The organism is Streptomyces sp. NPDC048417, assembly GCF_040651615.1.
Lineage (GTDB): Bacteria > Actinomycetota > Actinomycetes > Streptomycetales > Streptomycetaceae > Streptomyces.
Window position 1 is genome coordinate 94,001 of the sequence record NZ_JBEZKI010000026.1, and the last position, 24,925, is coordinate 118,925.

The window sequence follows — 24,925 nt, forward strand, 5'->3', positions numbered from 1 at the left end:
AGTCACTAAAAGTTTCGAGCGGCTATAGTTTTCTTGTGATCGATGAGAACAGGCCAGGGGAGTCCCTGCGGGAGCGCAAGAAGCGGGAGACGCGGCAGCGGATCTCGAACGTCGCGACGGTGATGTTCCGGGAACACGGCTTCGACCGGGTGACCGTCGCCGAGGTCGCGCGGGCGGCGGGCGTCTCGGCGATGACCGTCTTCAACTACTTCCCGCGCAAGGAGGACCTGTTCCTCGACCGCATCCCGGAGGCCGTCCGGGCCTTCTCCGGGGCGGTACGGGACCGCGCCCCCGGCGAGCCCCCGCTCACGGCGCTGCGCCACCTGGCCTTCCGGTTCATCGACGCGGGGCACCCGCTGGGCGGGCTGGGGGAGGGCTTCGAGGGCTTCTGGCCGGTCGTGGCCGCCTCGCCGGCCCTGCTGGCGCGTGCCCGCGAGGGGGCCGAGGAGGTGGAACGGGCCCTGGCCGGAGCGCTCGCCGAGGCCGGGCAGGCCGACCCGGAGCTGCTGGCGGCCGTGACCGTCGCCGCGTACCGCGCGGTGTGCGTCGCCTCCGTGCGGCGCCAGCTCGCGGGCGAGCCGTTCCCGGAGATCGCCGAGGACCACCGGGTGCGGATGGGGGCGGCGTTCGACGCGCTGGAACGGATGGGGGATGGAACCGGTACCTGAGGGCGTTGCACCATTGACGCGCGCAGGGGGCGCACATGGGGGTGGCGAAGGTGGCAGAACAAGCACGGTGGACGAGGGCTCGGCTGGGCCGCTGCGGGCCGCCGCTCGACCTGCTGACGGCGCATTTCGAACGCCACATCTACGCCCCGCACGCACACGCCGAGTTCACGATCGGGGTGTGCGTGGGCGGCTCCGAGATCATCGACTACCGGGGCGGCCACATCCGCACCGGCCCCGGTTCGATCGTCGTCCTGGCGCCCGGTGAGATGCACACCGGCGGTCCGGCCACGGCCACCGACGGCTACGCCTACCGCGCCCTGTACGCCGGCCCGTCCCTCCTCGCCGAGGGCACCCTGACCGACGGCACACCGCACTTCCGCGACCCGGTGCTGGACGACCCGGAACTGGCCGCGGCCTTCCGCCAGGCCCACACCGACCTGGCCATCTGCCCCGACCCGCTGGAAGCGGAATCCCGCCTCCCCTGGCTCCTGACGGCCCTGTCCCGCCGCCACTCCACGGCCCGCCCGGCAACGGACCACGTCCCCGGGTCGCAGCACATATCCCTCCTCGTCCGGGACAGACTCGCCGACGAACTCACCGCCCCACCCTCACTCGCCGACCTGGCGGCCGACCTGGGCCTCTCCCGCTACCAGCTGCTCAGGGCCTTCCGTACGACGATGGGCGTCCCGCCGTACGCCTGGCTGGCCCAGTACCGGGTGACCCGGGCCCGCGGTCTGCTGGAGGCGGGCCTACGCCCGGCCGAGGCCGCCGCCCTGGTGGGCTTCGCCGACCAGGCCCACCTGACCCGCTGGTTCCGCCGGGTGCTGGGCGTGACCCCCGCCGCCTACCGCAACAGCGTTCAAGACGCGGGACGCTCCTGACACCGATGCTGTGCGCATGACTGCACGAGGCTGGCTCCTCTTCTCCCTCATGGGAGTGATCTGGGGTATCCCCTATCTGATGATCAAGGTGGCGGTGGACGAGGTGTCCCCGTCGATGGTGGTGTTCGCGCGTTGTGCGGTGGGCGCCCTGCTCCTTCTCCCCCTGGCGATCCGCCAGGGAGGCCTGTGGCTGACGATCCGCACCCACTGGCGCCCGATGCTGGCCTTCGCGTGCATAGAGATCATGGGCCCGTGGTTCACGCTCACGGACGCGGAACGCCACCTGTCCAGCTCGACGGCGGGCCTGCTGATCGCGGGCGTGCCGATCGTGGGCGTGGTCGCGGCTCGCTACTTCGGCGACACGGAACACCTGGGCACACGCCGGATCGCGGGCCTCCTGATCGGCCTGGCCGGCGTGGGCGTCCTGACCGTCCCCCACCTCACCGGCGGCGACGCCCGCTCCCTGGGCGAGGTCCTGCTCACGGTCATCGGCTACGCGACGGCGCCCCTGATAGCGGCCCGCCGCCTGAAGGACGTCCCGACACTGCAGCTCATAGCCCCCTGCCTGACCCTGGCGACGATCGTCTACGCCCCCGCGGCGGCCGCGACCTGGCCCGCCTCGATGCCCTCCTCCGGGGCCCTCCTCTCCCTCCTCGCCCTGGGCGTCCTGTGCACCGCGGTGGCCTTCGTCGCCTTCCTGGAGCTCATCAAGGAGATAGGCCCGACCCGCTCCACGGTGATCACGTACGTCAACCCGGCGGTGGCGGTGGCGGCGGGCGCGTTGTTCCTGGACGAGCGCTTCACCGCGACGATCGGGGTCTCCTTCGCGCTGATCCTGGCGGGGTCGGTACTGGCGACGATGGCCTCGGCACCGAAGGGGTCGGCGGACCCGGACCCGGTGCCGGTGCGCCCCGCCCGTCAGTGGCTCCGCCGCGGGGCGGACCCCCGGCCGGAACGAGACGAGGCCGGCGCCCGGTAACATGGTCGACACGGCAGACGAGCCGGGCGGACGGCCGCGTGGAGTCCCCTCAGGGGGCTTCCCGAGGAACGTCCGGGCTCCACAGGGCAGGGTGGTGGCTAACGGCCACCCGAGGCGACTCGCGGGACAGTGCCACAGAAAGCAAACCGCCCAGCGCTCAGGCGCTGGGTAAGGGTGAAACGGTGGTGTAAGAGACCACCAGTGCCCAGGGTGACCTGGGCAGCTAGGTAAACCCCACCCGGAGCAAGGTCAAAAGGAAGCACCCCGGTGCTTCTGCGGGGACGTTCGAGGGCTGCCCGCCCGAGCCCCCGGGTAGACCGCACGAGGCCGGTGGCAACACCGGCCCTAGATGGATGGCCGTCACCCCGGCACCCGCGAGGGACCGGGGCACAGAACCCGGCGTACAGCCCGACTCGTCTGCCGCCACCTGCGGCTTTTCCTAGGAAAGGGCCTCTGACCTGCGTCGGAGGCCCTTTCCGGTCTTTCGGGGGCTTACCGCATTAGGCGGCGAAACGTCCCTCGGAAGTCCCTCGGACAGAGCTGAAAGTCCCTGAAAAGTCCCTGGAACGGAGGGGCGCGCGAGGCCTCTGGGCTGGGCATTCGCGACAGCCGTCGGAGCACAGGGCTCCGTCGTTCTCGCGGTTGGCCTGAAGCTGCCGGTATGTGCCCGGTGCCTCAAGTCGGCGGTGATGGGCGGTTCGTGAAGGGCGGCGGATACGCGCGCAGGCACGGATTCCGGTGATCATGGACTATCGAGTTCGCTGATCACCACAACGGAAGACCGTGCCTGCTGCTCCACCGTCACCCATTCCCGCCGGGCTGGGTCAACTCGCGGGCTGTGATCCGGCCTGCCCCGACGAGCTACCCGATCTGCTGGCTCGGCTGTCCTGCCTGCCCGACCCGCGCCGCCGCCGGGGCCGCCGTCACCCGCTGCCGTACGTTCTGGCTGTGGCCGCCTGCGCGGTCCTGGCCGGAGCGAAGTCCCTCACTGCAATCGCTGAGTGGGCCGCCGATGCTTCTGACCGGCTGTTGTTCTGCTGCGGGGCCGCGCTGCGTGATCCGGACCGGCCCTGCCGGGCGCCCAGCGAGGCGACCGTGCGCCGAGTACTGCAGCGCATCGACGGCGACGCGTTCGACGCGGCGATCGGCGGCTGGCTCACCGCTCGTGCCGCCGCCTCCCGCGCCGCCGGCCAGGAGGGACACCCGCCGACCCGCCCGGTACGGGCAGCCGTTGCAGTGGACGGCAAGTCTCTGCGCGGCGCGATCCGCTCCGACGGCCGCTGCGTCCACCTGATCTCGGCTCTGCGCGACGACGGCATCGTGCTGGCCCAGCGCGAGGTCGACGCCAAGAGCAACGAGATCACCGCATTCCGGCCACTGCTGGACCCGCTGGACCTGACCGGCGCGGTGGTGACCTTCGACGCGCTGCTGACCCAGACCGACCACGCAAAGTTCCTGGTCGAGGAGAAGAGAGCGCACTACATCGCCGTGCTCAAGGGCAACCACCCGAGCCTGCACACGCCGGTGAAGGACCTGCCATGGAAGGAGGTTCCGCTGCTGGACCGCACCCGGGCCACCGCGCACGGCCGCGACGAGATCCGCCGGCTCAAGGCCGCCACCGTGCCGGGACTGCCGTTCCCGTACGCCGACCAGGCCCTGCAGATTGTCCGCCGACGACGCTCCCTGCGCACCGGGAGGGTTTCGATTGAACGCGTCTACGCGCTCACGAGCCTGACGGTGTACCAGGCGAACGCTGCTGACCTTGCGGAACGCGTTCGCGGGCACTGGGCTATCGAGAATCGTGAGCACCACGTCAGGGACGTGACGTTCGGAGAGGACGCCTCGCAAGTACGCACGGCCGGTGCGCCGCGGGCGATGGCCTCACTGCGGAACCTGGCCATCGGCGCGCTCCGCCTGACCGGGTGGAACAACATCGCCGCGGGCCTGCGTCATCACGGGCGGGACATGACCCGGCCACCGGCCGCCCTCGGACTCACGTGATCATTCCTCACCGATCGCGAGGACGACGAGCCCTGGGCCGCGGAGCGCTACTTCTTCGCGGCCCGAAGGAGCTGATCGACTGTGCGTTCAGTCGATTGTTTTTCTGTGGTCATTCCGTAGGGTTCCTGCTCTGAATCGCTCAGTGTTTCCTTACCTTCCGGGTCTCGGGAAATGGAAACGTCCAGCCAGGGATTGGTATCTCCCTTGGCTACGTCGAATCCCCCTTTCGGAAACACCCACCAGCCCGTCGCATAGTCCGTGGAGTGCGTCAGGTTCAGCATCTCGCTGCTGTGGTAAATCTTGGAGTGGAAGCGATAGAAATCGTCTCCTTTCTGTGTGAGCCAGTCTGGGGCATCCCGGAGATGCCTCCAGGTTTCCGAGTCCCAGGAGACTTCACGCGAACTCGCATAGCTGTTTCCCAGTTTGCCTCGGTCGGCTCGGACGAAGGAGGCGGTCGCGTCGATCTCGACGCGACCGAGCCCGGATCGCAGCGGCACATCGATGACGAAGTCGTGCGAGAAGTCCATCCCCGGGTCAAGCCGACTGCCCGGGTCGGCGAACTTCCCGGTGCCCAACATGTGCGAGTCCCCATACTTTACGTGCTTGAATGTTCGGTCGTAATTCAACGTCTCCCACTTCCAATCGCTCTCCCCGATGCCCTTTTCCGAGTATTGAGTCGGCCACCCTAGGACCGTCCACATGGTGCCGACGACATAGACCCTCACCGAACCGGTGTTGCGGAACTCCACATGTGCCGGAACGTGAAGCGCCGTGCCGTCCGCACTGAGGGTGGATTCGCCGAACGAGATGCTGAACGGGATTTTCACGGGAGTGGAGTATGGGACGTACATCTGTGAATAGGTCAGGCTCACCAGCCCGATGACTCCGGACACCACGACGCTCAGTGCGATGCCCCTGGGATGCTGGATCGCCTGCCACACCTTCTGCCGTGTCAGAGTCCACAGGGCCCAGACCGCCCAAAGCACCAGGCCGATCCACAGCCCGAGGAGCGGGGTGTAATCCCGGCCCTGGATCTGTGTGATCAGGAACAGCAGATCCGTGACCAGCACGGTGCCGACGCCCGCCAGGACGACCGGGCCCGAGTATCGGATAGCCCTCTTGCCCCAGTAGTCGCACACGGCCAGCGCTGCGACCGCTTCGGCCAGCGCCGCGGCGATGAAGGCGACGCCCACGACGCGACCGCCGTACGCCAGGGCGTTGAACGCGTCCGTAGTGCCCACATGGAAGAGGACCGCGGCCGAGACCAGGAGGCCCAGCGCCATCAAGGCGCCGGCGGCGCGTCTTCGCCATGGACAGTCGGGCCAGGAGGACTTATCCGCCTCCCAGTGGACCCGGCCGGGGGCGTCGACATCAAGGTCGTCCGGAGGCAGGCCCGCCCGCCGGAGAAGGCGTCTCAGCCCGCGCGCCGACCAGACCCGACCGACGGTCTCTCCTCGCACGCGCACGGCCCGCAACCCCCGTGCGTCCGGGGCCTCCACGACGATGAGAGGGTGGTTGCTCACGAACTCAGGGTGACTGTGCCGGAACGACCGTCCTGGAAGCGACACACCTCCCGTGCCCGGCAGACCGATGAAATCCCAGGTCAGCCCCCCAGTCTTCAAGAGTCGGCGTCGGTCTCGTCGAGTCCGGTGACCTTGCGGAACGCGTTCGCGGGCACTGGGCTATCGAGAATCGTGAGCACCACGTCAGGGACGTGACGTTCGGAGAGGACGCCTCGCAAGTACGCACGGCCGGTGCGCCGCGGGCGATGGCCTCACTGCGGAACCTGGCCATCGGCGCGCTCCGCCTGACCGGGTGGAACAACATCGCCGCGGGCCTGCGTCATCACGGGCGGGACATGACCCGGCCACCGGCCGCCCTCGGACTCACGTGATCATTCCTCACCGATCGCGAGAACGACGGAGCCCTGGCCTGATCACGAGCTTCCCCGGAAAGGAACTGCACCCGTCGCGGCCCTGGGCGAGTGGCTGGCGCAGTCTCATTGACATCGCGACGGTGATATCACCAGAGGGATAGGGCGTCGGCGGCCTGTGGTCCATGGTGGTCATCCGCCACTTGCCGGGCATTTACCGGATCTCCCGGTTGCCCTGTGGGGCTGCCCGGCGAGGTCGGCGAGCGATCCGTTCATTTATGGGAGATCGCGCTGCTGCCCTGGCTCCTGCCCGTCGAGAGGTTCCATCCATGTCGCGCCCGCTCGAAGAATCGCCCTACGCGTTCACCGTCCCGCCTCTGGTCGAGGCGGTGTCGGCAGCACGGGACCGCGTCGCGGACCGTGCTCGGCGTCTTGGGCTGGATCTGGGCGAGGAACTGATCCACGACTTGAAGTTGCTCACCGGGGAACTGGTCGCGAACTCGGTCACGCACACGAAGGCCGCGTGCGTGGTGTGCGTACGGTGGACTGGAGAGCGGCTCCGCGTGGAAGTCACTGATGTTGACCCCGCCTTGGTGGCTTCGTCCGAGGCGTTGTCCACGGACGAGCATGGGCGCGGCCTCTTCCTTGTCGCCGCATTGGCAACAGAGTGGGGATCGCATCCCTGCGCAGCGGGGAAGAACACTTGGTTCGAACTGGCAATCCCCATCTCAGCGAAGCACACCGCAACTCTGGTGTCCTTGCAGGGTGACGTGTCTGCTGAGAGGGCGATCGTCACCTGTGCCGGCGTCGCCCAGCCGGGTGTCGCGGAACCTGTGCTGATAGCCGACGTACATCCACGAATTGAGCATCAAGCGGCCTGAGTGACGTAGACCAAGCCGCAGCAGCCGGGGCACGCTGAGGTCGTTGCCTCACCCGCCGATTTCCGAAGGGCAGCCCCTTGTGATCATTGCCCAGTGAACGTCGTATGACGTTGACAAGCTTTACCTCCTTCAAGGTATGACAGAGAGAGTCGACTCTCCACGCTGCGTGCCGTCTGTCCCCCGCCGCACCGTGCCCGAGTGCCAGGCGAGCTTTGCCATCCCGCTCAGGGCGGTCGCACTCGGTGCCGTTCCAGCTCTGACTGTCGATCCTGTTGAGTTCGCGCCGTTCAATCCGCACCCACGTATCGCGATTAGTCCATGCTCCGCAGGAGCGGCGCTTGCAGACTGTCGTCTCGCGGTCCAGGAGTACCTCAAGTCGTCGCCCCCACACGGTCCAGCAGGTAATGGACCGGTTGGACGCGAAGATCTGTAACAGTCGCAGATGGCTCAGGCGTCACGGAACTCCCCTTCAGCATCGCCTGGCTACCTGTCCCCTGACCCACGATGCATGCCGACGATTACTCCAAGGCGTAGCCACCGTCGATGTACCAGGAGCTGCCAGCCAGTGCCTGGTACATGGCGGCCCGCCACAGGCGCGGGATCCTCATCACGGTCGGCAATGCGTGGTTGATCAATGCCTCTTGCTGGTAGCAGTCGGCGATCACAGCGTTGCCCTTGGCGTTGACTGCCTTGACGAACTCGGGCCCGTTGGCGCCATGGAGCACGGCGGCGAAGCCGCTGGTGAACCCGCTTCCGGCCCTCGGCCCGGCGCCCACCGCGCCGCCCAGGCGTCGGGAGACAAGCCGACGGACGTCCCGTGGCAGGTCGGCTCAGCGCGGGCGTACGGCTGTGGAGCTGTACTGAAGGCGCGGGGTGATCGTGTTGGGCATTGCGTCAGCGTTAGGGAATTGCGGTCCCCGGCGCCACCAGTTCTGGTCTCCGTCCCTGCCGATCCACCCGGCGGGCGCCACCACCTCGCGGGCGATCTCCACACAACAGACAGCGGAGGCTGCAGACACCCGTGGAGAGATCAGGAAGCCTTTTCCGGGCGCCTTCTTGCCGAGCGTCGGCGGGGCACTCCGCCGCCGGTCCCACTCAAGGACAGGAGCGATTCCAGTGGTGCTCCGCTATTCCAGGAGCCGAACAAGTTGCGGTTCAGAGCCACGATTTGGTGTTTGATCGCGAGGTCTCGTGCGGCTTTTCCGTACTCGCAGATGGCAACGAACAGGGCGACGTCCGCGTGGTGTTCGTTGAAGGCCATGCCGACAAACTTCTGCATGTCGCCGCTGGGCACCGTGCGGTGGGGCGCGTAGTGCTTGGCCTGTACGACCAAGCGCCGCCCGTCGGGCATGTTACCGAGGATGTCTGCGGCAAGGTCCCCCGAGCCGCCGACCACAGCGACGTTGGTGCAGCCGTCTCGGCGGCACAACTCGGCCACGTAGTGTTCGAAGTCCTGCCAGGTCATGGCGTCGATGGTGGTCATGGAGCGTTCCAGTTCCATGCGCCGGTCCTGTTCACGCCACGTGCGGTCGCCGGCGCGCTCTCGTTTGTGGGCCTTCCATAGAAGCCAGGCGGCGATGCCCACAGTCCCTGCTCCGGCGATGCCCAGCAGGAGCCACGGCGACTGCCACAGGACGAAGAGCACGGCCGCGATACCGGCCGCCGCTATACCTGCCCGTTGGCGTAGTTCTCGCTGCCGTCGCGCCTTCGTGCGGCGCACCTTCCGCTTGGGCATTGGATCCCCTTCCCCTGTGGTGAATCTGGTGGGCAGTGTGGAAGCGCGTGATGGCATTGCCAAGTAGGCGTTTCTGGCCAGCGTTGAGTGGTGCGGTATTCAGCTCGCCGGGCAACTGGATGTGCTCGTGCGCGGTGGAGAAGGAGTGGCCCTCGACCCCGATCGGCAACTGAGCGCGACGCCTTGATGCCGCTGAGTAGTGAGCGCGACCGGACAATCTGTCCGTGGGTTTCTGCGCTCCACCCCTTGACGTGAGGCCAGTTCATCCCGGCTGAATCCAGCCCAACTGTCGCACATGGGCTGGTTCGGTCAGTTCCACCTGGTCTCGCCTCTGGCTGCGCCTCAACTCGGCCTGGCCGTAGGCAGAATGGGGCCATGGGCGCTGGACTCCCCGGCCGCGACACCAGCCCCGACCCCGACCCCAAGGTCACCCTCGCCCGGCTCGCCGCCGCCCTGGACATGCGGGTCAAGCAGGCAGGCCCCAAGGCCCCGGCTGAGCACGTCTGGCACTGCTCGGTCCGTACCGACCCCGGCGACCGGACCCTGACCGACGCCGAGTGGAACACCGTCGCTCGCCGCCTGGTCCACGCCGTCAACCTCGCCCCCGAAGGCGATCCCGACGGCTGTCGCTGGGTCGCGGTGCGCCACGCGGACGACCACATCCACATCGTGGCCACCATGGTCCGAGGCGATCTGCGCCGCCCGAGGATGAACTACGACTTCAAGAAGGCCCAGGCCGAATGCCGCCGCATCGAACAGGAGATGGGCCTGCGCCGGCTCAAGCCCGGCGACGGCACCGGAGCCAAGACGCCCACCAGCGCCGAGCGCTTCAAGGCGGAGCGGGTCGGCCGACCCGAGACACCGCGCGAAATGCTGCGCGAGGCCGTCCGCCAGGCCGTTGCCGGGGCCGCCAGCGAAGCCGAGTTTTTCACCCGCCTTCGTGAGGCGGGCCTGCGCGTCAAGCTCCGGCACGCCCCCTCCGGTGACGTCCTCGGCTACACGGTCGCGCTGCCCGGGGACCGCAACCGTGACCGCGAGCCGGTCTGGTTCGCGGGCTCGACCCTGGCCCCCGACCTTTCCTATCCGAAGATCCAGCGCCGCCTTGCCGACGGAACTCCCGACGCGGTCATGATGCGGGAGGCCGACAGCGGCCCATCGGACTGGTCGCCACCAGCACGGGGGCGACGCACCGCCACAGGGGTCGCCGAGCGCGCCGCGATCCTCCTGGACAGCGACGACGACGATGCCGCAGCCCAACTCGTAGGAGTGGGCGAACTCCTGGACGCGGTCGCCCAGACCTCTCCGGCCGCCACCCGCGCCGAACTTGGCGCCGCTGCTCGCTCCTTCGAACGAGCCACCCGCAGCCACGTCCGAGCCGAACGCGCCGACACCCGGGCGATCCGCTCGGCGGCCCGGGGCATCATCCAGGCCGGCGGCGCGCTCGGCCGAGGAGAAGATGGCGGCACCACCGCCATGCTCGTCTCCACTCTGGTCCTGGTGGCGTTGGCCGCCGCCCGTTGGCACTCCGCACGCGGTCACGCCCAGCAGGCCGAAGCCTCCCGGCAGGCCGCCGAGCACCTTCGCGCCGCCTACCGCCAGGCCGCTGCCGCACCCATGCAGGCCCTGCGCGACCAGGGCCGAGCCTTGCCCGAAGCTCAGCGCCGCGCCTACGAGACCACCATCCGCGCCGCCCTGCCCGAGAACCGCACCCGACCCGGCACGAGCACGAAGAGCGACGCCTTGGCCGCCACCCTGGCCCAGGCCGAGCAGGCAGGCCACGACCCCAAGGCCCTCCTGCAGAAGGCCATCGCCATGCGCGAACTCGACACAGCCGAGGACGTGAATGACGTCCTGGTCTGGCGACTGCGCCGTCTTGCCCAGCTCCCCGCCCACCCTGGCGGAGCCACTCGAAGCCCGCAGGCCAGCACCGGTCGCGCCCAGCCTCCGGCCAACCGGACCGGCGTCCGGGCCGCCCCCCCGGCCTCGCCGAGGCCCGCCGCACCGGACCCGCGTAGCCGCCCGCCGCGCCGCTGACCAGAAGTCCGGCAGGCCTGCCACCGGCCTGCCGGACTGCGCGAAACCCATGGACAACCGGCTCCACCGGCTGTTACGGATGAAGAGAAGGCCTCGACCGGGAGATGACGCTCGTGCTCAGAACCACCGACCACCGCGTAGAGCCGACCCTCGTCCTGCCCGCCGCCCCGGCCGGAAGCGATCCGCTGCCGCAACTCCAGTACGAGACACAGCCGCCCAGCGGAACCGGCGCAACGCGCTGCCTCAGCCACCCGCCGGAGCTGTCCCTGCGCGGGATCCCCGTGATGTGCTCGGCCTGCCGGGCCCGGCGCGACTGGCTGCTCATCAACCACGGCCGCAATGTCTGGGTCCGCTGCCGCTGCAGCAACCAGTGGCTCGAGCCCGAGATCAGCCGTGCCGACTTCGACGCCATGATCGCCATCCCGGACGGGACGACCTACCCCAGCGTCGAGCAGGGCCTGATCGCACTCGGCTTCGACGGCGCCTTCGCCGGCTCGTACCTGGAGTAGTGAGCGGAATTATCTCCGGTACGACAGCGGCCAGCTCCGCACGCTGAGCCGGTCTGGGGCGCATCCGAGTGGATCGAGTCGAGCGGTCCACCCACCGAATACGAACCGAGCTGGCGGGAATCGGCGGACAAGCCGACCAAACGGCATCAACGTGTCGGGCGTGCTCCCATGGCGGTGCCGACTGCCGGACTGCCCGCCGTCCGTTACGTATGAAGCCAGGTCCCGTGTTGATCCGGCCACTTCACGGTGGGATGTTGACCGCGCCGCGTACTGTCGCCCGGTGGACCACATCCCCCATCGTGACGACTACCGCTACCGCCGCCAGGACCCCAACTGCCCCCGATGCTGTTTGGACGTACTGCGTACTCGTCCTCCTGCGGCCGATGAATTTGCGACGGCATGCGGCCTTGAAGGGCTGGTAGACGAGCATGGCTCCTTGGTCGAGCAGCACCTGCTGCGGTTGACGATCGGTAGCTGGGTCACAGGCGGCCGCATGTACCCGTCGACCCCGGGCCTGGTGGAGTGGATGGCTCGTCTCAAGAGCCCCGCCCGAGTCGCCGAGGCCTTGCCGGTGCCGGCCGCGATAGCCGGCGGCATTGCTGCGAGCCTGATCGAACTCAACCAGGATCTCGAAGGCGGCCAGGCCGGCAAGGTGATGAGGTGGCTGGCGCCGCACACTGAACGTGCGCTGGTGGATCTGTGGCGCGATCTGACGCTGTTCAGCGTGGAGCGCTACCCCGTGGAGGCTGCGGGGCTCCGAGCCAGAGTGGAAAAGTCCGTGAGTCGCCGCCCCACGCTGTGGTCCAGGTCGCTCCCCTGGCTCCTCGCCCTTGCCCGTCACCTGGACGGTCTCGATGTCTTCCTCACACTGGCCCTGGCCGAGCAGCACCGGTCAGTGCGAGCGGCTGTCAAGGCGAATACACGAAGCGCGGTACCAGAAGTCCGGCGGCGGGCCGAAGGAATCCAGGCCATCGCCGACGGCAGCGGCCCCATCGAGCAGAAGCTGATCGACGCGCTGGGCGGCTCCATGGACGCTCGGCGCCATGTCTTCCCGAGGCCTCTCGACGCTCCGTCGTCGACGTGGCTCGCCAGCACCGGTCTGGAGGATCTGACACGCGGAGCGGTGGCGGGCGCGGTCAAGGACTTCATGGACTTTGTGTCCCGATCCGGCGCGCAGGACGAGGAAGCGCTCACTGCCCGCCTGCTGGAGAAGCTCGGGCAACGGTTCGCCGCCGGATCGAAGGCAGGGCAGTGGACGGATCCCGACTCTCCAGAGGTAGCGCTGGCGAGTCGCCAGGAGACCAAGAACGCGGAGAAGGCGACCGGAGCGGACATCGGTATCGTCCTCGAGGTCACGGTCCCCGGTCGGCTGACCACGAGGATCGGTGACCTGGTGCAGGTCAAGAAGGCCAACGCCCTTATTCCCAGCGCCTCACGTAGTGATTCCTGGAAGATCAACCGCCTGCAGCTCGACACCCTGCTAGAGCTCAGTTCGACGGCGACGTACTGGCTCATTCCCGGCAGCGGTGATGTCTACGTCGTACCGGCTAAGTTCCTGGCTGCTGTTGGTGCTGCCCGCTCCGGTCGCGATTCCTTGTTTACCGTCGGGCACAGCGACGTACGCCATGCCGCCGTGAGTCTGGAGCACTACCTGACCGATCTGGCGGCAGGCATGTGGCTGGGAAGTACCAGCGCCGCAACACTCTCAGCTGCCGCAGGCGAGAATCCGGCGAACCGTCCCGAGTTCTTCCTCAATATCAAAGTCACGCTTCCCCGCTTCCTCGACGATGTGCGGAATGATCCGCAGTGGATGGGAGGGTGAGCCACACACGTGGCGCGGGGTCTGCGTTCCCGCAGAGGAATAAGGCCGGCCCGGAATTGGCGAGATTCGTCCGTATAGAAAGCACGCTCAGTTCCATGCGCCAGGGCGCACACTGCTTGCGTAGCATGCTGTCGGCCCCCGGACGCATCCGGCGAGGCCGACAGGACGCGGCGAAAGGGCAGCAGTGCAGCGAATCGGCCTCTACTACCCGTACGTGCACTTCCGTAATGAGCAGTGGATCAAGGCCGCCGCCCTCTACTGGCCGGGCCTTGCCCGGGTCGTCCCGCGCGGGTTTCCTGTAACCGACCCGGACCTGGTCAAGGCCCTGCGCGACGAGCTGGACTTCGTCACCGACGTGGACCCCAGGGAAGCCGCAGCCGCTGTCGCTCCAGCCTTCCTGAAGGCTGTCGAGGACCACGGCGCCGAACTGAGGCAACGGTTTCTGGCAACTGCCGACACCCGAACTTTCCACGCGCATCGGGGGAACCGGCCTGAGCCGTTGATGATGGGACAGCGCATCGTCAACGCGGAGCCGACCTCATCTGACGACGTGCGAACGCTTCCGCGTGACGAACGCCCCCTCGCCGGCCTGTACCCGCATGAGGTAGACCCACAGCTTGCGGACGTCCTTCGCGGTGCAGGTCTCGCTGTGCCAGCCATGCGGTCGCGCGTTGCCAGATTCACGGACGTGACGTGGCTGGCTATGGACCCGGTCCTGGCCTGGATCTATAAGTGTGTGCTCACCCAGGAGTTGGCCCGCCGTACGCGGTACGCGCCGATCACGGACCAGGTCGCGGCCCACAGCGCCACGGACGGCTGGGACAGCGACCGGATCGCTGCCGCCATGCTGGGCGAGCCGCCCCGACCGGCAAGCTCTGACCAGTCAACACGACTCGGGCTGATGGCCGTGGAGTGCGTCCTCCCGGACGGCCTGCGCTCGGTGCCGGTGGCGAAGATCATCCAACTGCGGAAGGACCACCGAGCGGAATTCAATGCCTTCACCCAAGCGGTCGACAAAGCTGCGACGGACCTGCGAGAGCATGTGGCCGGCATCGAAGACCGCGCGGCGTTCGAGCATTACCTTCGACTGAAGTTCGACGAGAGCATCGCGCTGCCGCTTGAGGAGCTGCGCAAGGCAATGAGCGGCCTCAACCTCAAAACCTTCTACAGCGCGCTGAACTACAAGTTCGAACTGCCCGCCCTTGCCGCTGCGGCGAGCGGCTGGGCAGGCAACGTGCCGATCGCCGCTGGAAGTCTCGCGGTCGCCGCCGCGACCCTGCGCCAAGCCACGGCGGAGGCACGCGATGCTCAGCTCGGTGGCTCTCCGGTCAGCTACTTGCTCAGGGTGGAACGGAACCTGAAGCCGACCACCCTGGTGCGGCGAGTCGCGCGAACGCTTGGCCGAGCTGCGGGCTCCGGAATCTAGCCGCGCTCAGCCGCGGTTGCTGTGCTTGGGAAGCTGGCCGCGTAAGTCGCAGCCGGGGCAGTCGTCCTCGCCCTGGACGTGGGCGTACCAGCCGTGGACGTGCGCGTGGTGGATCGCCTCCTCCACCGAGGCTTCGCCGTTGCGGACCGATGCGATGGCGTTGCCGACAATCAGCCGGAGCACGGCGCTGTCGGGTGCCGGGTACAGCGGGGACGGCATCGGTGAGTCGGTCGCCATGGCCGCAGACTACGGGCGGGGCCGACCGCCGGTCAGCCGGATGCGGTGCTGTCGTGCTGGCCGGTGCCGTGCAGGTCGCTGCGGAACCCTCGGCCGACCGGCTGCCAGCCTTGGAAGGTGGAGGGCCTCCAGCGGGGCCGGTCCGGAACGCTGGTGTCGTCGGGCTCCGGCAGACTGCCCCGGCTCTTGCGGCTGCGGGCGGCCCGGACGCTGATGCCCAGGTGGGCGGCGACCTCCGGATATCCCCAGAGCTGCTGGTCGTCGGCCATCGTGTCCTCCTCGTTCGTCGGTGATGAGCGTACGCAAGATCCGGATGGGCGGGCGTACGGCAAGACCGCCCCTGCCGGTCGGCGCGGGGCGGCCTTCTGCGGTTGCGGTCAGACCTCGGCGAGGCGGTTAGATATGTCCAGGGCGACGGTGGCGACCGCGAGGGCGGCGCACAGGCCGGTCACCTCGTGGATGGTGGGGCGGACCAGGCGCGGCCAGTTGTCGGGGGCGGCGGGCCAGGAGGCGAGGAGGACCTCGGTGGTGGTTAGGCCGAGGTGGGCGGTTACGTCCCAGCCCGCGCGGGAGGCGGGCTCCCAGTGCAGGCGGATACGGCCGAGCGGGAGTCCGGGGGTGCCCGCCGGGAGCCAGGAGACGTCGAGCGGTCCCTCCGGGAGGGTGGAGACGCGCTGGACCAGTGCGCCGCGCGCTCCCGACGGCATGGGCCGCACGGCGAGGGCGTGCAGCGGGCGGGCGGCGAAGGGGTGGGGTCGCGGTGAGATCGGGGCCTCCTGGACCGGGTCGGTACGGCGGGTCAGGCCCAGGCGAGGGCGTTGCGGACAGCTGCCGGGAGGTAGCCCTCCTGGCCGTCCTCGGCGATGAACGCCATGCCGTCGCCCACGACGACGTCGGTGCCGAGGTAGTGCGCGAAGGGCCAGTCGGGGTTGACGGCCAGGCGGATCGGCAGGTCGGGGTCGAGGTTCTGAAGTTGACGGAGTAGGTGGCCGACGGTCAGGTAGTGGGGCACGGGAACCTCCGAGAGTGAGATGGGCTGGTGAATCAGTGTGGTGGTGGAGCGTCAGCGGGCGTCGAGGCGGAGCAGGTCGCGCAAGACCTTCGGGCCGGTCGGGTCCGGCTTGGGGTGGTTGGCGAGGTGCCGCCTGCGGGACTCGTTGACGTAGCCCTTGCCGGGGTTCTTCATCTGCCAGTCGCCGCACGAGCAGATGGCCTGGGTGTAGGCGCGGCCGGGGCAGTCGGGGTGGAGCGGCTTGCCGGAGGTGGTGTGCTTGTGCTCGGCTGGGCAGTCGGTGCCGTCGGCGTGGTGGCTGGTCAGCGGCGCGCGGTGGGTCAAGGGGTGTTCCTCTCGATTTGGTCGGGGCCGGTCGGCCCGGCATGTGAGCCGACCGGCGGCGGGGCAGTGCGTGCGGCGGACTGGAGGGAGACCGGCTGCCGAGCGTTTCAGCGGCTGGGGTTGGCGATGAGCGCGGCGAGGAAACCGGCCACGGCCTCGGAGGGGGTGTAGGGGCCGAACTCCTGGATCCAGGGCTCGGCGTCGGCGGGGATGACTCGGACCTGCCAGACGATGCCGCGCTTCCAGGCGGCGGTGTCCTCGGGGAGCCAGCCGACGTAGACGCGGCCGTCCGGGCTGGTGCAGTGCACGTTGGCCTCCGGGGTGTCGACGATTGCCCAGCCGAGTGCGCCGAGCAGTTCGAGCACTGGGCCCGCGCAGTGGTCGCTGGAGAGCCAGGCGCGTTCCTCGACGGCGGGGCGGACGACAGCGGGCAGGAGGGTGCTGGAGGCGTTCAAGAGTGGACGGTCCCTTCGTTGACCTGCGGTTTTTCCGACACTCGTACGTTGACATGCGGTGTGCCGAAGTACGTAGTCGTTTCCGGGAAGGTGCTGTCTGCCGTGGGCGAAGTGGCCTCCGGGGACGAAAGACCGGCGGGCCGGGGAATGGATCGGCGCGGCCGGTTGTCGTAAGTCGGTTGCGGCGCAGGGCCGCACAGAGCCGAAGGGGCAGCAGGCGTGGCGGAGCCGAGCAGACACTGGGGCGGTGCCGGGCTGGAGCGCAAGATCCGCAGCGCCGGGCGGCCGTGGACGGTGGGCGACATCGCGATGGTGGCCGACGGGCAGTGGGCCGTGAACACCCAGGCCGAGATGCGGCGTGACGGGGAAGCCGTGGTGGAGCGCCGGATCGCGGACGGGCGGCGCGTCGAGCTGACGTTGGCGGAGCTGGCCCGCGCGGTGGGCTCCCGGTTCGGGGAGGCCCATCGCAACGAAGACGCGGACTGACCGGTTACCGTCGGGGCCCGGTCACGGCCACTGTCGCGCCGACAGCGGTCGACGGGGCGGGCTGGTCCGGTGGTTGGCCCAGGTCGCGCGGTGCGTGCGCGGAGCGGGCGACAGCGGCCTGGGCCAGGCGGAGTGCCGGTGCACGGTCCGCGGTCACGGCGGCGTCGCGGGCCTCGATCACGTGGCTGATCGCCTGCAGGGCCGTGCGGCTCTCGGCCTGCGCGACCCGCAGGTCCACCGCCGAGCTGGTGATCCGCTCCTGGTCGTAGAAGGCCGGCACATGGCCGGGCCGGGTGAGGGCGTGCAAGCGGTCCTGGTGGACGGCGACCGCGTTGTTTGAGACGACGAGGCTCGAACGGATATGCATCGCCGAGCGCAGGAGCGGGTCTTCGACGGGGCGGCGGACCGCGAGGGTCTCCAGCACGTCGATGGGGCGGCCCCAGGCCTTCTCGATCATGGCTGTGGCCTGGTCGAGTGCGGTGGCGTCGGTCATGACGGAACTCCCGGTATTCGGAGGTGCTGCTTCAGTCAGAGGTGATGTCCCGGAGAATCCGGGGGCGGGAGTCAGCGGCTGTGCCGTGGGGTCGACGGGCTGGCCAGCGGCTTGGCCACGGCTGCGTGTGCGAGGTTGCTCGACCGACTCTGTGCCGGAGTCGCGGTGCGACTGCGAGCGGCCATCACGCGGAGGTCGGCTGCTGTCTGCGGGGTGCGTGCGGCGCGGTGGACGGCTTGGGCGACAGCGGTGCGGCGTACGTCGAGTGGGGTCGGAGCCCGAGAGATCTGGGGATCGGCGGCTGGGCCGGCTGGGGTCAGCGTGATCAGGTGCTCCACCTTGCGGTTGATCTGGTGCCGCTCACGAAGCGCCGGGGCTGAGTCCGCCATGGCGGCTGCCGTCGCGGCGATCAGGTGGGTTGGTGTGCGGGCCGTGAAGACCGCTTCCGCGCGCGTGCCCCAGCCCGGGGGGCCGGCCCACAGCGTGACGGTTTCGTCGTCCCGGCCAGAGAGGCGGTTGTCGATCAGAACGCCTGCTTGCCCGTCGGGGGCGATGATCTCGACGGTGCCGCGCTCGGCCGCCCCGTCGCGGGTCCAGCCGGCATCGGTCAGCGGGCGGACGGCGTCGGCCCAGTACAACGACGGGCTCGTCAAGAAGCGCCCGTTGCCGTCGGTGGCCTCGGCTTCGGCGTAGTCGCGGGCCAGAGCGGTGGTGAGCCCGGCGACGATCTCGGCCGGGGTGACGTGGTTGAAGGTTGCCGTCCAGCGGGGGGCGGAGACGGCGTCATCGGCGGCTGTGATCTTCCACAGCTCGAAGTCGTCGCCGAACCAGCCGATCCTTATCCGCTGGTCGGGCGAGGTGACGAGGAGCTGGCAGGGGCCCTCGTCGAGATAGTGGTGTGGCCAGTGACCAACAGGGGCGAAGCCGGCGCCCCCGGTCCCGTTGGAGCCGGCCAAGTACGTGGGGCTGACCAGTACCTCTTGATGGGGATGCTGGTCGTAGGGCTGCTGGGTGCTCATGGTCGAGACTCCGGGCGTAGGAGGGGAACGCGCCCCCGTGCGCAGCGGAGTGAACGGCCGGACTGCACGGGGGCGCCGTGGCAACGGCGAAACGCGGCTGGGTCTCAGCGACACCCGATCACCGGCTCTGAGAGTGGGCCGACTGGGCGGTCACGAGCGTCGGCACCCGCGGTTGTGGGTGCGGTGCATGGCTGAGGAGGGCGCTTGGCGCTGCAGCGCTCCGGCGCAGGGCCGCTGCGGTCCGGATGCCGCCCGCTCCCAGCGGGATGCCGGTGCGGGTGCGCGTGGCCGCCGCGACCGGGACCGGCGTTGACGAGTTCCTCCGCGTGGCGACGGGGTTGCTCCAGTGCTCGACGGCTGCGTAGACCGGGCTCAGTGCTCGACCGGCGTCGGTCAGGACGTATGGATCGCCGTGGCGTGGTCCGGTGCGAGTGACCAGGCCGTCGAGCTGAAGCCGGTTCAGCCGGTGCCGGGTGAAGCCGTTGTCGAGCCCGGTCTCCTCGGCGATGTGGAGGAACCGCATAGGCCCGCCCGCGTCGAGGACCTGGATCACGGCGGTCGAGTGGCGAAGGTGCAGCCGGCGCAGGGCGTCCTCGACGCGCTCGGCACCGGCCATCTTGCCGAGCGGCAGGTGCGCGTGGGACCAGTCGGACAGCGCCCGGTGTACCGAGGACAGTGAGTTGCCGAACGCGCTGAGCTGGTACGGGGCACCGTGGCGAGCACCGGCTCGGGTCACCAGCCCGTCATCGTGCATCTGGGCCAGCCGCTTGCCGACGAGCTGCTCGCTGAGGAAGGGGAGGTGGGCGGCGAAGTCACGCACGCGCATGGGGCCGCCCTGCTGGGTCAGGGTCTGCGCCGACCAGGTGGTCCACTTCGGCGCTATCAGGGAGAGCGCGTCCTCGACGCGCTGCGCGTAGACGCTGGAGAACTGCGCCGAGGCGGCGGTTGCTGACGTGGATGCCGCGGTCGCGCAGGCCCTGGCGCAGGGCTTCGCGGTTGAGCCGGGGCAGATGGGCGGCGACCTGGCGGCGGACGGCCATGAGGTCCTCATCGCCCGGCGCGGGTCCGGTTCGCCCGGCCGTAGGCCGGCGGGCGGCGGGCTGGTCCAGCAGGAGGCGGACGTCCGGCAGGTCCCAGACCGCCTCGGCTTCCGACTGCTCCTGGCGTTCGAGGTCCACGACTTCGGCCGCGTACCGCAGCACGAGGTCGTCGAGGGCGTGCTCGCCGGAGCGGCAGCGCTGCCAGGCAGCGTCGAGATTGCGGCGGGCGGCACGGGCATGGGCGTTCGTCGTGGCCAGGCCGTCGAGCCGCCGCAGCACGATCGGCAGAACAGGATCTCCCGAACCGCCATGCGCGTAGTGGCGCCGGAGGTCCTCCAGCGGGCGGCCGTACCGGTGCTCGACCAGGTGGCGGGTGTAGATCACGGTGGACATGGGGGGTCTTCCTTCCGGGGGTTTCAGCGGGAGCGGGAGGGCTTGGCGGTCGTGTCGGCGGGGGAACGCGGGTCGCGGGGTGGATGGTCGTCGCTCAGCGCCCAGGAGTCCTCGACGCCGAACTCCTCGGTGACCAAGTGCGCGCCGGGCCGTTTCGCCATGTCATGGAGGTTCATTCGGCCGCCTCCATCCGGGCGAGCAGGGAGCGCACCAGGGTGGGCAGGCTGTTGGGGCCCTCTCCGATCCAGACGTGATCGGTTGCCTCGCCGAGGACGTACGCGGCGTCTTCGAGCAGGCCGCTGGAGATCTCCATGCAGGCGTCGGTGATTCGGGAGACGGCGAGCAGGGACCGCGAGAGCACCTCGACGTAGTCGCCGGGGCTGAGGCCGGCAGCCTCAGCGGCTGTGCGGATGGCAGCCAGCTCCAGCGCGCTGAACGCGAAGTCGAACTCGTCGTCCTGCTCCGCCGGCGAGGGGGCGGCGAAGGCCGGGGCTGGCGGCTCGGCGGGGATGCCGACGCGCGTGCAGATCTGGTCCACGGAGGCGGTCAGCTCGGCGAGAGACTCGGTGAGCCAGCCGAGCGCGGAAGCGTAGGACGCCAGGGTGAACAGACCGGCGGGGGTGGAGGGAAGCGGCTCCTCGACGACGAACTCTTCGAGCCGGTCGTTCAGTTCGCAGACCACCCGGGGGCCGGCGGACAGCGCGCCGAGGACGGGATGCAGGTAGGAGCGGCTGGCGGAGGTGGGGTACTCGGTCGTCAGGATGCCGGAGACGCTCTGCGCGGCGTCGGTGAGCAGCCCGGCCAGTTCGGTGCGGGCCAGGGGCGTACGGTCGGCGGTCATCGCATGGGGGCCTTTCGGGAGGCGGCAGTCGCGGTGGGGCTGGCTGCCGCCGGTGCGGTGGCCGGGAGGGACGCGGTCTGGTCGAACGGCGCGTGGGGGGATCGGGACCGGGCCGCCTGGACTCGGGCCTCGGCCGCCGCGTCGGTGTCGGTGGGCCGGTTGAGGCCGGTGCGGTTGGTGCGGAGCTGGGCCGTGCGGTAGACCGCGTAGTCCTCCCGGGCACCGGCCGCGACGAGGTAGATCTCGCGTTTGTGGGTCGAGGTGGGCGGGGCCGAGCGGAACTGGATGACCATCCGGTAGGAGACGGCCGGGTCGACGTAGACCTTGCGGAAGCCCGCGAGACGGCCGGTCAGCGGCAGGCAGTCGTCGCTGCCGTGGACCAGGTTCTGCAGTTCCAGCAGCGCCAGGTCGCGGATTTCGTCGGGGAGTTGGCGCAGGTCCGCGATGGCGTCCGGGTGGGCGGCGAAGGCGAAGCGGGCGCGGCTCACATCGGCCTCCCAGGGCTCGGGCGCTGGGCCGTTTCTGCCGACGGCACGTTGCCCGTGTCGAGGTCGGCTTTCGGGATCGCGGAGGCACCCGCTGACCGGGTGAGGGCGGCGCGGGTCAGCCGGGCGGCGGCCTCACCGCGGTAATCCGGCGGCTGCGGCAGCGGACTGCTGCGGTCTTCCAGCCAGTGCCGGGCGGCGGCCTCATCGGCGAAGGCGCCCTCGCGCATCGTGTACGTGTGGGCGTCGTGGTTCCCCTCTTCGAGGAAGACACGAATCGGTGCCTGAGCGGCGCTAGAGTCACGGGTCAACGTCCACGTCTCGCACGGGGCGAAGTCCGAGGTCCAGCTGTCGAGGACCTTGTAGCGAGAGCCTGACTCCCGGATCTGCTGCTCGATCCAGAGGGTGAGATCGTCGGCGGGCTTCATGGAGTCGCCGTCGGCCTGGGCGATCCGCTCGGGCGGGCAGCCACGCTCGATCAGCCAGTTCTGGGCGAAGGCCAGACCGGCGTGGTTCGCGGTCTCGAAGGTGAACGTGCGCTCGCGTAGGTCCCGCGTGATCTTGATGGCAACGAGCTGTGGTTCACCGGGGACGCCCCAGGTCATCGACCCGTCGTGGGCGACGAGGTAGCTGTGCGACCTCTCCGGGGTGGTGTGGTGCTCGGCCAGCACGGTCAGGTCTCCGACCCAGAGACTGCTCTCGGCGAGTTCGGAGGCGGCGTCGGCAGGCTCGAGATCGTCGAGGCGGAAGTCGAGTTTGGCGGTCATCGGGTGGCTCCCGTCAGCTCGGGCGCCGGGGTGGCCAGCACACGGTGGTTGGGCCGGGTCGGGCTCGTCGTGCATGCGGCGAAGGGGCCGTCGGGGGCACGGAGATGAACCAGAGCCTGGTCAAGGTGGTCGCGGTGCCACGTCGAGGGACCGGACAGGCCGGCCTCGGCGTCAGTGAGCTGCTGCCACGCGAGCCAGAGCGCGTGCAGCCGGGCAACGGCCTCGGGGTGCTCGTGCCACTGGTCGCACCACGGGCGGGTCGTGCTGATCTCCCGGCCGTAGACGGGCAGGAACAGGTGGTTCACCCAGTGGCTGAGCGCGGCCAGCTCGACGGCGTACGCCTCGCCGCCCAGAGCGAGGATGAACACCGAGGCCGGGGCGTCGGCGTTGTCGGCGCCGGCAGCGCCTGCGGTGGAGGTGTCTGCGGTGGGCTGAGGGGTGGAGTCGGGCTCGGAGCCGAGACGGTCCAGGATGACGCCGTGCTGGCGTACCTCCGCCATGGTCTTGGCGAGGGTGCTTGCGAGATCGTCGAGATCGCCGTCGGGAACGCGGAACGGCTCGGGCTCGGGGGTGGCCTTGCTGGGGTCGGACATAGCGGATCCAAGGGAGTGAGCGAGCAGGGCGGGGGCGAAGTGCGGCGCGCTCTTCTGGAGGTCACGGCGGTGCTCCCTTCGCAGGTCGGCATGGGCAGGAGGATGCGGAGATTCCGCGACTTGGCGCGGCCGGGGAAACCGGGTAATGGGGCGCTACGGCGCGGTGCAGCGGGGGCAGCCTGGGGAAGGCGGTGCCAGCAACTGCACGGCTCGGGCGGCCTGTTGGGGGACCACGCCGTTGCCGAGCGCGGTGAGCTGAGCCGGTCGGCCGAGCCCCGGAGTGGCGGTCACCCAGCCAGGAGCCAGGCCCTGCATCCACTCCACGAAGTCGGCGCGCAGACGTCCGGCAGCGTCGGTGGGTGGCGGCGCGGGGCGGGTGAGGTTCTCCCATCGGGCGATGGCGGAGGCGTACGCTCCCCATCGCCCGTCGGTCCCTCCGCTTCCGGGGCCGCCTCCGCCCACAGCGGCAGGACCACCGCCGACAGGGGAGGCCGCCAGCCCTTGCCCGGCCGGCGGCCCGGGGTGCCGGTGTCGCTCGCCCTCGGGGTGGGCAGCAGCGACGCTGCCGCGCTCGGCAGCGTCATGTCCCCGTTGCCGTGCCGCTGGTTCGGCGAGCCCTTGATCCCGTCCGACGCCTGCGGCGTGGGCAGCAGCCACTCCACCTCGTCGGCCAGGTTCGGGCCGTGGCCGCCGCTCTTCCTCTTCGACGGATGCTGGGAGCCGCCGTTCTTGCCGATGTTGCTCGTCGGGGTCTTGAGCAGGGTGCTCGGCGGGCCAGGCGGCGAGGAAGGTGCGCTCGCGACGATGGGGGGCTCCGACGTCGGAGGCACGAAGCACGAGCCACCTCGCGTCGTACCGGAGATCGGCCAGGGATCCGAGTACGGCACCAAGTGCCCGCACAGGAGGCTGGGTTGGGTCGTCTCCCAGACACCACGGGCAGAATTCCACGTCGCCAGGGGAACCGGCAGGCGAGGTGAGGAGACCTCGGACATTCTCGATCACCACCAAGCAGGGGCGGAGGGCTTCGACCGCACGGGCGACGTGCAGCCACAGCCCCGAGCGGGTGTGGGGGTTGAGTCCGGCCCGGCGGCCGGCGACGGAGACGTCTTTGACAAGGGAAACCGGCCGTCAGAACGCACACCCGAGGCACATCGGCCCAGTTGACGGCGGTGATGTCCTGCAGATTGGGCACGCCGGGCCAGTGCCGGGCCAGGATGCGCGCGGCGTCGGGGTTGATCTCGGCGTGCCAGGCGAGGGTGCCGCCGAGGGCGGCCTGGACTCCGAGGTCCAGACCGCCGTACCCCGAGCAGAGCGAGCCGATCAACGGCCCTCGCGCGGTGGTGGTCTCCATGTCACCGGCCCCGTGCGAGTCGGTCGGAGGAGGACGCCACCACCGTGGTGGCGTCGGGAGGTGGTGACCCCGGAGCGGGCGTGGCGGTTGTGGACCGGCTGCGGGCAGCCTGGAGCCGAACGGACGGGGGAGAGACCGTTGCCGATGCGGAGTGCAGGGAGTTGGCCCCGTCGTGCAGGGCCGCTTCGGCGGTGGCGAGTGCGTCCTCCATCACCCGTACGGCTGCCTCCCGGGTATCCCTGGCGTCGGGCTGGTCGCGCAGACTCTCGGTCTGGTTCAGGAAGGCAAGCTGGTGGGCCATGGCTCCCAGGGCGGAAGCCGCTTCGCCTGCGGGCTCGACGGCGGCGGCGAAGCTGGTGATCACCCGAGCGGTGTGGGGCGCATGGTCCTGGTCGGCGGCACGGAAGAGGACCTCGTCGCCCAGGTCGGTGATCAGCTTTCCGAGTTCGGAGATCTGGCGTGCGACGGCGAAGGCATCGGGTGAGCGGTGGGGGTCTCCGGGCACAGGCAGTTTGCCGCGCTGGGCGTCGAAGGCGGAGGCCGTGGCGCGCAGGGCCAGGGCGTCGGAGAGGGGGGTGTTGTCCACGGTGCGTTCCAGAGGTGGGGAAAGTCGGATGGGC

General features: G+C 69.7%; 30 protein-coding genes, 1 other RNA gene and 4 pseudogenes. 12 read left to right on the forward strand and 23 right to left on the reverse strand.

Annotated elements, in window-relative coordinates; translation table 11 throughout:
* Positions 1-35 precede the first annotated feature (35 nt).
* The 5 genes from AB0D59_RS35390 (at position 36) to AB0D59_RS35410 (ending at position 4,529) form a co-directional block, all read left to right on the forward strand.
* A complete protein-coding gene (locus AB0D59_RS35390) occupies positions 36-668 on the forward strand; it encodes a TetR family transcriptional regulator (RefSeq protein ID WP_362574488.1) in 633 nt (210 codons plus the stop codon).
* 50 nt (positions 669-718) lie between these two features.
* The gene (locus tag AB0D59_RS35395; protein WP_362574490.1) at positions 719-1,549 is read left to right on the forward strand and encodes an AraC family transcriptional regulator; all 831 of its coding nucleotides are present in this window, start codon (positions 719-721) and stop codon (positions 1,547-1,549) included.
* Between the two features lie 16 nt (positions 1,550-1,565).
* Positions 1,566-2,528 carry a DMT family transporter gene (locus tag AB0D59_RS35400; RefSeq protein WP_362574492.1) on the forward strand — a complete coding sequence of 321 codons (963 nt, stop codon included), beginning with the start codon at positions 1,566-1,568 and terminating at the stop codon, positions 2,526-2,528.
* Between the two features lie 18 nt (positions 2,529-2,546).
* Positions 2,547-2,948: RNase P RNA component class A (rnpB, locus tag AB0D59_RS35405), an RNA gene on the forward strand.
* Between the two features lie 363 nt (positions 2,949-3,311).
* Positions 3,312-4,529, forward strand: a complete 1,218-nt coding sequence (locus AB0D59_RS35410; RefSeq protein ID WP_362574493.1) for an ISAs1 family transposase — start codon at positions 3,312-3,314, stop codon at positions 4,527-4,529.
* Between the two features lie 47 nt (positions 4,530-4,576).
* On the opposite strand, the gene AB0D59_RS35415 is transcribed toward AB0D59_RS35410, so the two are convergent.
* Positions 4,577-6,052: a hypothetical protein gene (locus AB0D59_RS35415; protein ID WP_362574495.1), complete on the reverse strand. Its 1,476-nt coding sequence runs from the start codon at positions 6,050-6,052 to the stop codon at positions 4,577-4,579.
* A gap of 131 nt (positions 6,053-6,183) precedes the next feature.
* On the opposite strand from AB0D59_RS35415, the pseudogene AB0D59_RS35420 reads away from it, so the two are divergent.
* Together AB0D59_RS35420 and AB0D59_RS35425 are read left to right on the forward strand one after the other, a co-directional pair.
* Positions 6,184-6,423, forward strand: a pseudogene (locus AB0D59_RS35420) (ISAs1 family transposase); the annotation flags it as partial.
* Between the two features lie 308 nt (positions 6,424-6,731).
* On the forward strand, positions 6,732-7,283 hold the full coding sequence (locus AB0D59_RS35425; protein ID WP_261692198.1) for an ATP-binding protein: 552 nt from the start codon (positions 6,732-6,734) through the stop codon (positions 7,281-7,283).
* A gap of 198 nt (positions 7,284-7,481) precedes the next feature.
* Here AB0D59_RS35425 and AB0D59_RS35430 read toward each other — a convergent pair.
* From AB0D59_RS35430 to AB0D59_RS35440, 3 genes and pseudogenes are all read right to left on the reverse strand, one after another.
* Positions 7,482-7,759 (reverse strand): annotated as a pseudogene (locus AB0D59_RS35430) (hypothetical protein); the annotation flags it as partial.
* Between the two features lie 42 nt (positions 7,760-7,801).
* A complete protein-coding gene (locus tag AB0D59_RS35435; protein ID WP_261692197.1) occupies positions 7,802-8,059 on the reverse strand; it encodes a hypothetical protein in 258 nt (85 codons plus the stop codon).
* 254 nt (positions 8,060-8,313) lie between these two features.
* Positions 8,314-9,018: a restriction endonuclease gene (locus AB0D59_RS35440; RefSeq protein WP_362574497.1), complete on the reverse strand. Its 705-nt coding sequence runs from the start codon at positions 9,016-9,018 to the stop codon at positions 8,314-8,316.
* A 375-nt stretch (positions 9,019-9,393) separates the two neighbouring features.
* On the opposite strand from AB0D59_RS35440, the gene AB0D59_RS35445 reads away from it, so the two are divergent.
* From AB0D59_RS35445 to AB0D59_RS35460, 4 genes are all read left to right on the forward strand, one after another.
* Positions 9,394-11,052, forward strand: a complete 1,659-nt coding sequence (locus AB0D59_RS35445; RefSeq protein WP_362574499.1) for a mobilization protein — start codon at positions 9,394-9,396, stop codon at positions 11,050-11,052.
* Positions 11,053-11,156: 104 nt separating this feature from the next.
* Entirely contained in the window at positions 11,157-11,561 is a 405-nt protein-coding gene (locus AB0D59_RS35450) for a hypothetical protein (protein ID WP_362574501.1), read from the forward strand.
* Between the two features lie 280 nt (positions 11,562-11,841).
* A complete protein-coding gene (locus tag AB0D59_RS35455) occupies positions 11,842-13,383 on the forward strand; it encodes a hypothetical protein (protein ID WP_362574502.1) in 1,542 nt (513 codons plus the stop codon).
* A gap of 184 nt (positions 13,384-13,567) precedes the next feature.
* The gene (locus tag AB0D59_RS35460; protein WP_362574504.1) at positions 13,568-14,809 is read left to right on the forward strand and encodes a DUF6236 family protein; all 1,242 of its coding nucleotides are present in this window, start codon (positions 13,568-13,570) and stop codon (positions 14,807-14,809) included.
* 6 nt (positions 14,810-14,815) lie between these two features.
* Here AB0D59_RS35460 and AB0D59_RS35465 read toward each other — a convergent pair whose 3' ends face one another.
* The 6 genes from AB0D59_RS35465 to AB0D59_RS35490 form a co-directional block, all read right to left on the reverse strand.
* A complete protein-coding gene (locus AB0D59_RS35465; protein ID WP_362574506.1) occupies positions 14,816-15,046 on the reverse strand; it encodes a hypothetical protein in 231 nt (76 codons plus the stop codon).
* A gap of 32 nt (positions 15,047-15,078) precedes the next feature.
* On the reverse strand, positions 15,079-15,315 hold the full coding sequence (locus tag AB0D59_RS35470) for a MarR family transcriptional regulator (RefSeq protein WP_362574508.1): 237 nt from the start codon (positions 15,313-15,315) through the stop codon (positions 15,079-15,081).
* Positions 15,316-15,423: 108 nt separating this feature from the next.
* A complete protein-coding gene (locus AB0D59_RS35475; RefSeq protein WP_362574510.1) occupies positions 15,424-15,753 on the reverse strand; it encodes an esterase in 330 nt (109 codons plus the stop codon).
* A gap of 92 nt (positions 15,754-15,845) precedes the next feature.
* A complete protein-coding gene (locus tag AB0D59_RS35480) occupies positions 15,846-16,058 on the reverse strand; it encodes a hypothetical protein (RefSeq protein WP_362574512.1) in 213 nt (70 codons plus the stop codon).
* A gap of 51 nt (positions 16,059-16,109) precedes the next feature.
* Positions 16,110-16,382: a hypothetical protein gene (locus tag AB0D59_RS35485; RefSeq protein WP_362574514.1), complete on the reverse strand. Its 273-nt coding sequence runs from the start codon at positions 16,380-16,382 to the stop codon at positions 16,110-16,112.
* 107 nt (positions 16,383-16,489) lie between these two features.
* Positions 16,490-16,837, reverse strand: coding sequence for a DUF317 domain-containing protein (locus AB0D59_RS35490; protein ID WP_362574516.1), 348 nt, complete (start codon positions 16,835-16,837; stop codon positions 16,490-16,492).
* 219 nt (positions 16,838-17,056) lie between these two features.
* Here AB0D59_RS35490 and AB0D59_RS35495 point away from each other — a divergent pair, with 219 nt between their 5' ends.
* Entirely contained in the window at positions 17,057-17,323 is a 267-nt protein-coding gene (locus AB0D59_RS35495) for a hypothetical protein (protein ID WP_362574517.1), read from the forward strand.
* A gap of 4 nt (positions 17,324-17,327) precedes the next feature.
* Here AB0D59_RS35495 and AB0D59_RS35500 read toward each other — a convergent pair whose 3' ends face one another.
* The 13 genes and pseudogenes from AB0D59_RS35500 to AB0D59_RS35560 form a co-directional block, all read right to left on the reverse strand.
* On the reverse strand, positions 17,328-17,816 hold the full coding sequence (locus AB0D59_RS35500; protein WP_362574519.1) for a hypothetical protein: 489 nt from the start codon (positions 17,814-17,816) through the stop codon (positions 17,328-17,330).
* A gap of 71 nt (positions 17,817-17,887) precedes the next feature.
* Positions 17,888-18,835: a DUF317 domain-containing protein gene (locus AB0D59_RS35505; protein ID WP_362574521.1), complete on the reverse strand. Its 948-nt coding sequence runs from the start codon at positions 18,833-18,835 to the stop codon at positions 17,888-17,890.
* Positions 18,836-18,953: 118 nt separating this feature from the next.
* A complete protein-coding gene (locus AB0D59_RS35510; RefSeq protein ID WP_362574523.1) occupies positions 18,954-19,661 on the reverse strand; it encodes a winged helix-turn-helix transcriptional regulator in 708 nt (235 codons plus the stop codon).
* Positions 19,648-20,268 carry a hypothetical protein gene (locus tag AB0D59_RS35515; protein WP_362574525.1) on the reverse strand — a complete coding sequence of 207 codons (621 nt, stop codon included), beginning with the start codon at positions 20,266-20,268 and terminating at the stop codon, positions 19,648-19,650. The genes AB0D59_RS35510 and AB0D59_RS35515 overlap by 14 nt, the downstream gene beginning before the upstream one ends.
* 23 nt (positions 20,269-20,291) lie before the next feature.
* Positions 20,292-20,444: a hypothetical protein gene (locus AB0D59_RS35520; protein WP_362574527.1), complete on the reverse strand. Its 153-nt coding sequence runs from the start codon at positions 20,442-20,444 to the stop codon at positions 20,292-20,294.
* The gene (locus AB0D59_RS35525; protein ID WP_362574529.1) at positions 20,441-21,109 is read right to left on the reverse strand and encodes a hypothetical protein; all 669 of its coding nucleotides are present in this window, start codon (positions 21,107-21,109) and stop codon (positions 20,441-20,443) included. Before AB0D59_RS35525 ends, AB0D59_RS35520 begins: the two co-directional genes overlap by 4 nt.
* A complete protein-coding gene (locus AB0D59_RS35530) occupies positions 21,106-21,597 on the reverse strand; it encodes a hypothetical protein (protein ID WP_362574531.1) in 492 nt (163 codons plus the stop codon). The genes AB0D59_RS35525 and AB0D59_RS35530 overlap by 4 nt, the downstream gene beginning before the upstream one ends.
* Positions 21,594-22,361, reverse strand: a complete 768-nt coding sequence (locus AB0D59_RS35535) for a glycosyl hydrolase (RefSeq protein WP_362574533.1) — start codon at positions 22,359-22,361, stop codon at positions 21,594-21,596. The genes AB0D59_RS35530 and AB0D59_RS35535 overlap by 4 nt, the downstream gene beginning before the upstream one ends.
* Complete coding sequence (locus tag AB0D59_RS35540; protein ID WP_362574535.1) at positions 22,358-22,954, reverse strand: DUF4913 domain-containing protein; 597 nt, start codon at positions 22,952-22,954, stop codon at positions 22,358-22,360. Before AB0D59_RS35540 ends, AB0D59_RS35535 begins: the two co-directional genes overlap by 4 nt.
* A gap of 287 nt (positions 22,955-23,241) precedes the next feature.
* Complete coding sequence (locus tag AB0D59_RS35545) at positions 23,242-23,784, reverse strand: hypothetical protein (protein ID WP_362574536.1); 543 nt, start codon at positions 23,782-23,784, stop codon at positions 23,242-23,244.
* Positions 23,741-24,007 (reverse strand): annotated as a pseudogene (locus tag AB0D59_RS35550) (DNA cytosine methyltransferase); the annotation flags it as partial. The pseudogene AB0D59_RS35550 and the gene AB0D59_RS35545, both read right to left, overlap by 44 nt.
* A 115-nt stretch (positions 24,008-24,122) precedes the next feature.
* A pseudogene (locus AB0D59_RS35555) lies at positions 24,123-24,305 on the reverse strand (hypothetical protein); the annotation flags it as partial.
* Position 24,306: 1 nt separating this feature from the next.
* Positions 24,307-24,891 carry a hypothetical protein gene (locus AB0D59_RS35560; protein WP_362574538.1) on the reverse strand — a complete coding sequence of 195 codons (585 nt, stop codon included), beginning with the start codon at positions 24,889-24,891 and terminating at the stop codon, positions 24,307-24,309.
* Positions 24,892-24,925: the final 34 nt, after the last annotated feature.

Excerpts from the sequence above, each read along its gene's own strand:
- AB0D59_RS35400 (WP_362574492.1), top strand. The coding sequence starts at position 1,566 with ATGACTGCACGAGGCTGGCTCCTCTTCTCCCTCATGGGAGTGATCTGG.
- AB0D59_RS35425 (WP_261692198.1), top strand. The coding sequence starts at position 6,732 with ATGTCGCGCCCGCTCGAAGAATCGCCCTACGCGTTCACCGTCCCGCCT.
- AB0D59_RS35440 (WP_362574497.1), bottom strand. The coding sequence starts at position 9,018 with ATGCCCAAGCGGAAGGTGCGCCGCACGAAGGCGCGACGGCAGCGAGAA.
- AB0D59_RS35445 (WP_362574499.1), top strand. The coding sequence starts at position 9,394 with ATGGGCGCTGGACTCCCCGGCCGCGACACCAGCCCCGACCCCGACCCC.
- AB0D59_RS35450 (WP_362574501.1), top strand. The coding sequence starts at position 11,157 with ATGACGCTCGTGCTCAGAACCACCGACCACCGCGTAGAGCCGACCCTC.
- AB0D59_RS35465 (WP_362574506.1), bottom strand. The coding sequence starts at position 15,046 with ATGGCGACCGACTCACCGATGCCGTCCCCGCTGTACCCGGCACCCGAC.
- AB0D59_RS35470 (WP_362574508.1), bottom strand. The coding sequence starts at position 15,315 with ATGGCCGACGACCAGCAGCTCTGGGGATATCCGGAGGTCGCCGCCCAC.
- AB0D59_RS35475 (WP_362574510.1), bottom strand. The coding sequence starts at position 15,753 with ATGCCGTCGGGAGCGCGCGGCGCACTGGTCCAGCGCGTCTCCACCCTC.
- AB0D59_RS35500 (WP_362574519.1), bottom strand. The coding sequence starts at position 17,816 with ATGACCGACGCCACCGCACTCGACCAGGCCACAGCCATGATCGAGAAG.
- AB0D59_RS35505 (WP_362574521.1), bottom strand. The coding sequence starts at position 18,835 with ATGAGCACCCAGCAGCCCTACGACCAGCATCCCCATCAAGAGGTACTG.
- AB0D59_RS35510 (WP_362574523.1), bottom strand. The coding sequence starts at position 19,661 with ATGCGCGTGCGTGACTTCGCCGCCCACCTCCCCTTCCTCAGCGAGCAG.
- AB0D59_RS35515 (WP_362574525.1), bottom strand. The coding sequence starts at position 20,268 with ATGTCCACCGTGATCTACACCCGCCACCTGGTCGAGCACCGGTACGGC.
- AB0D59_RS35520 (WP_362574527.1), bottom strand. The coding sequence starts at position 20,444 with ATGAACCTCCATGACATGGCGAAACGGCCCGGCGCGCACTTGGTCACC.
- AB0D59_RS35525 (WP_362574529.1), bottom strand. The coding sequence starts at position 21,109 with ATGACCGCCGACCGTACGCCCCTGGCCCGCACCGAACTGGCCGGGCTG.
- AB0D59_RS35535 (WP_362574533.1), bottom strand. The coding sequence starts at position 22,361 with ATGACCGCCAAACTCGACTTCCGCCTCGACGATCTCGAGCCTGCCGAC.
- AB0D59_RS35540 (WP_362574535.1), bottom strand. The coding sequence starts at position 22,954 with ATGTCCGACCCCAGCAAGGCCACCCCCGAGCCCGAGCCGTTCCGCGTT.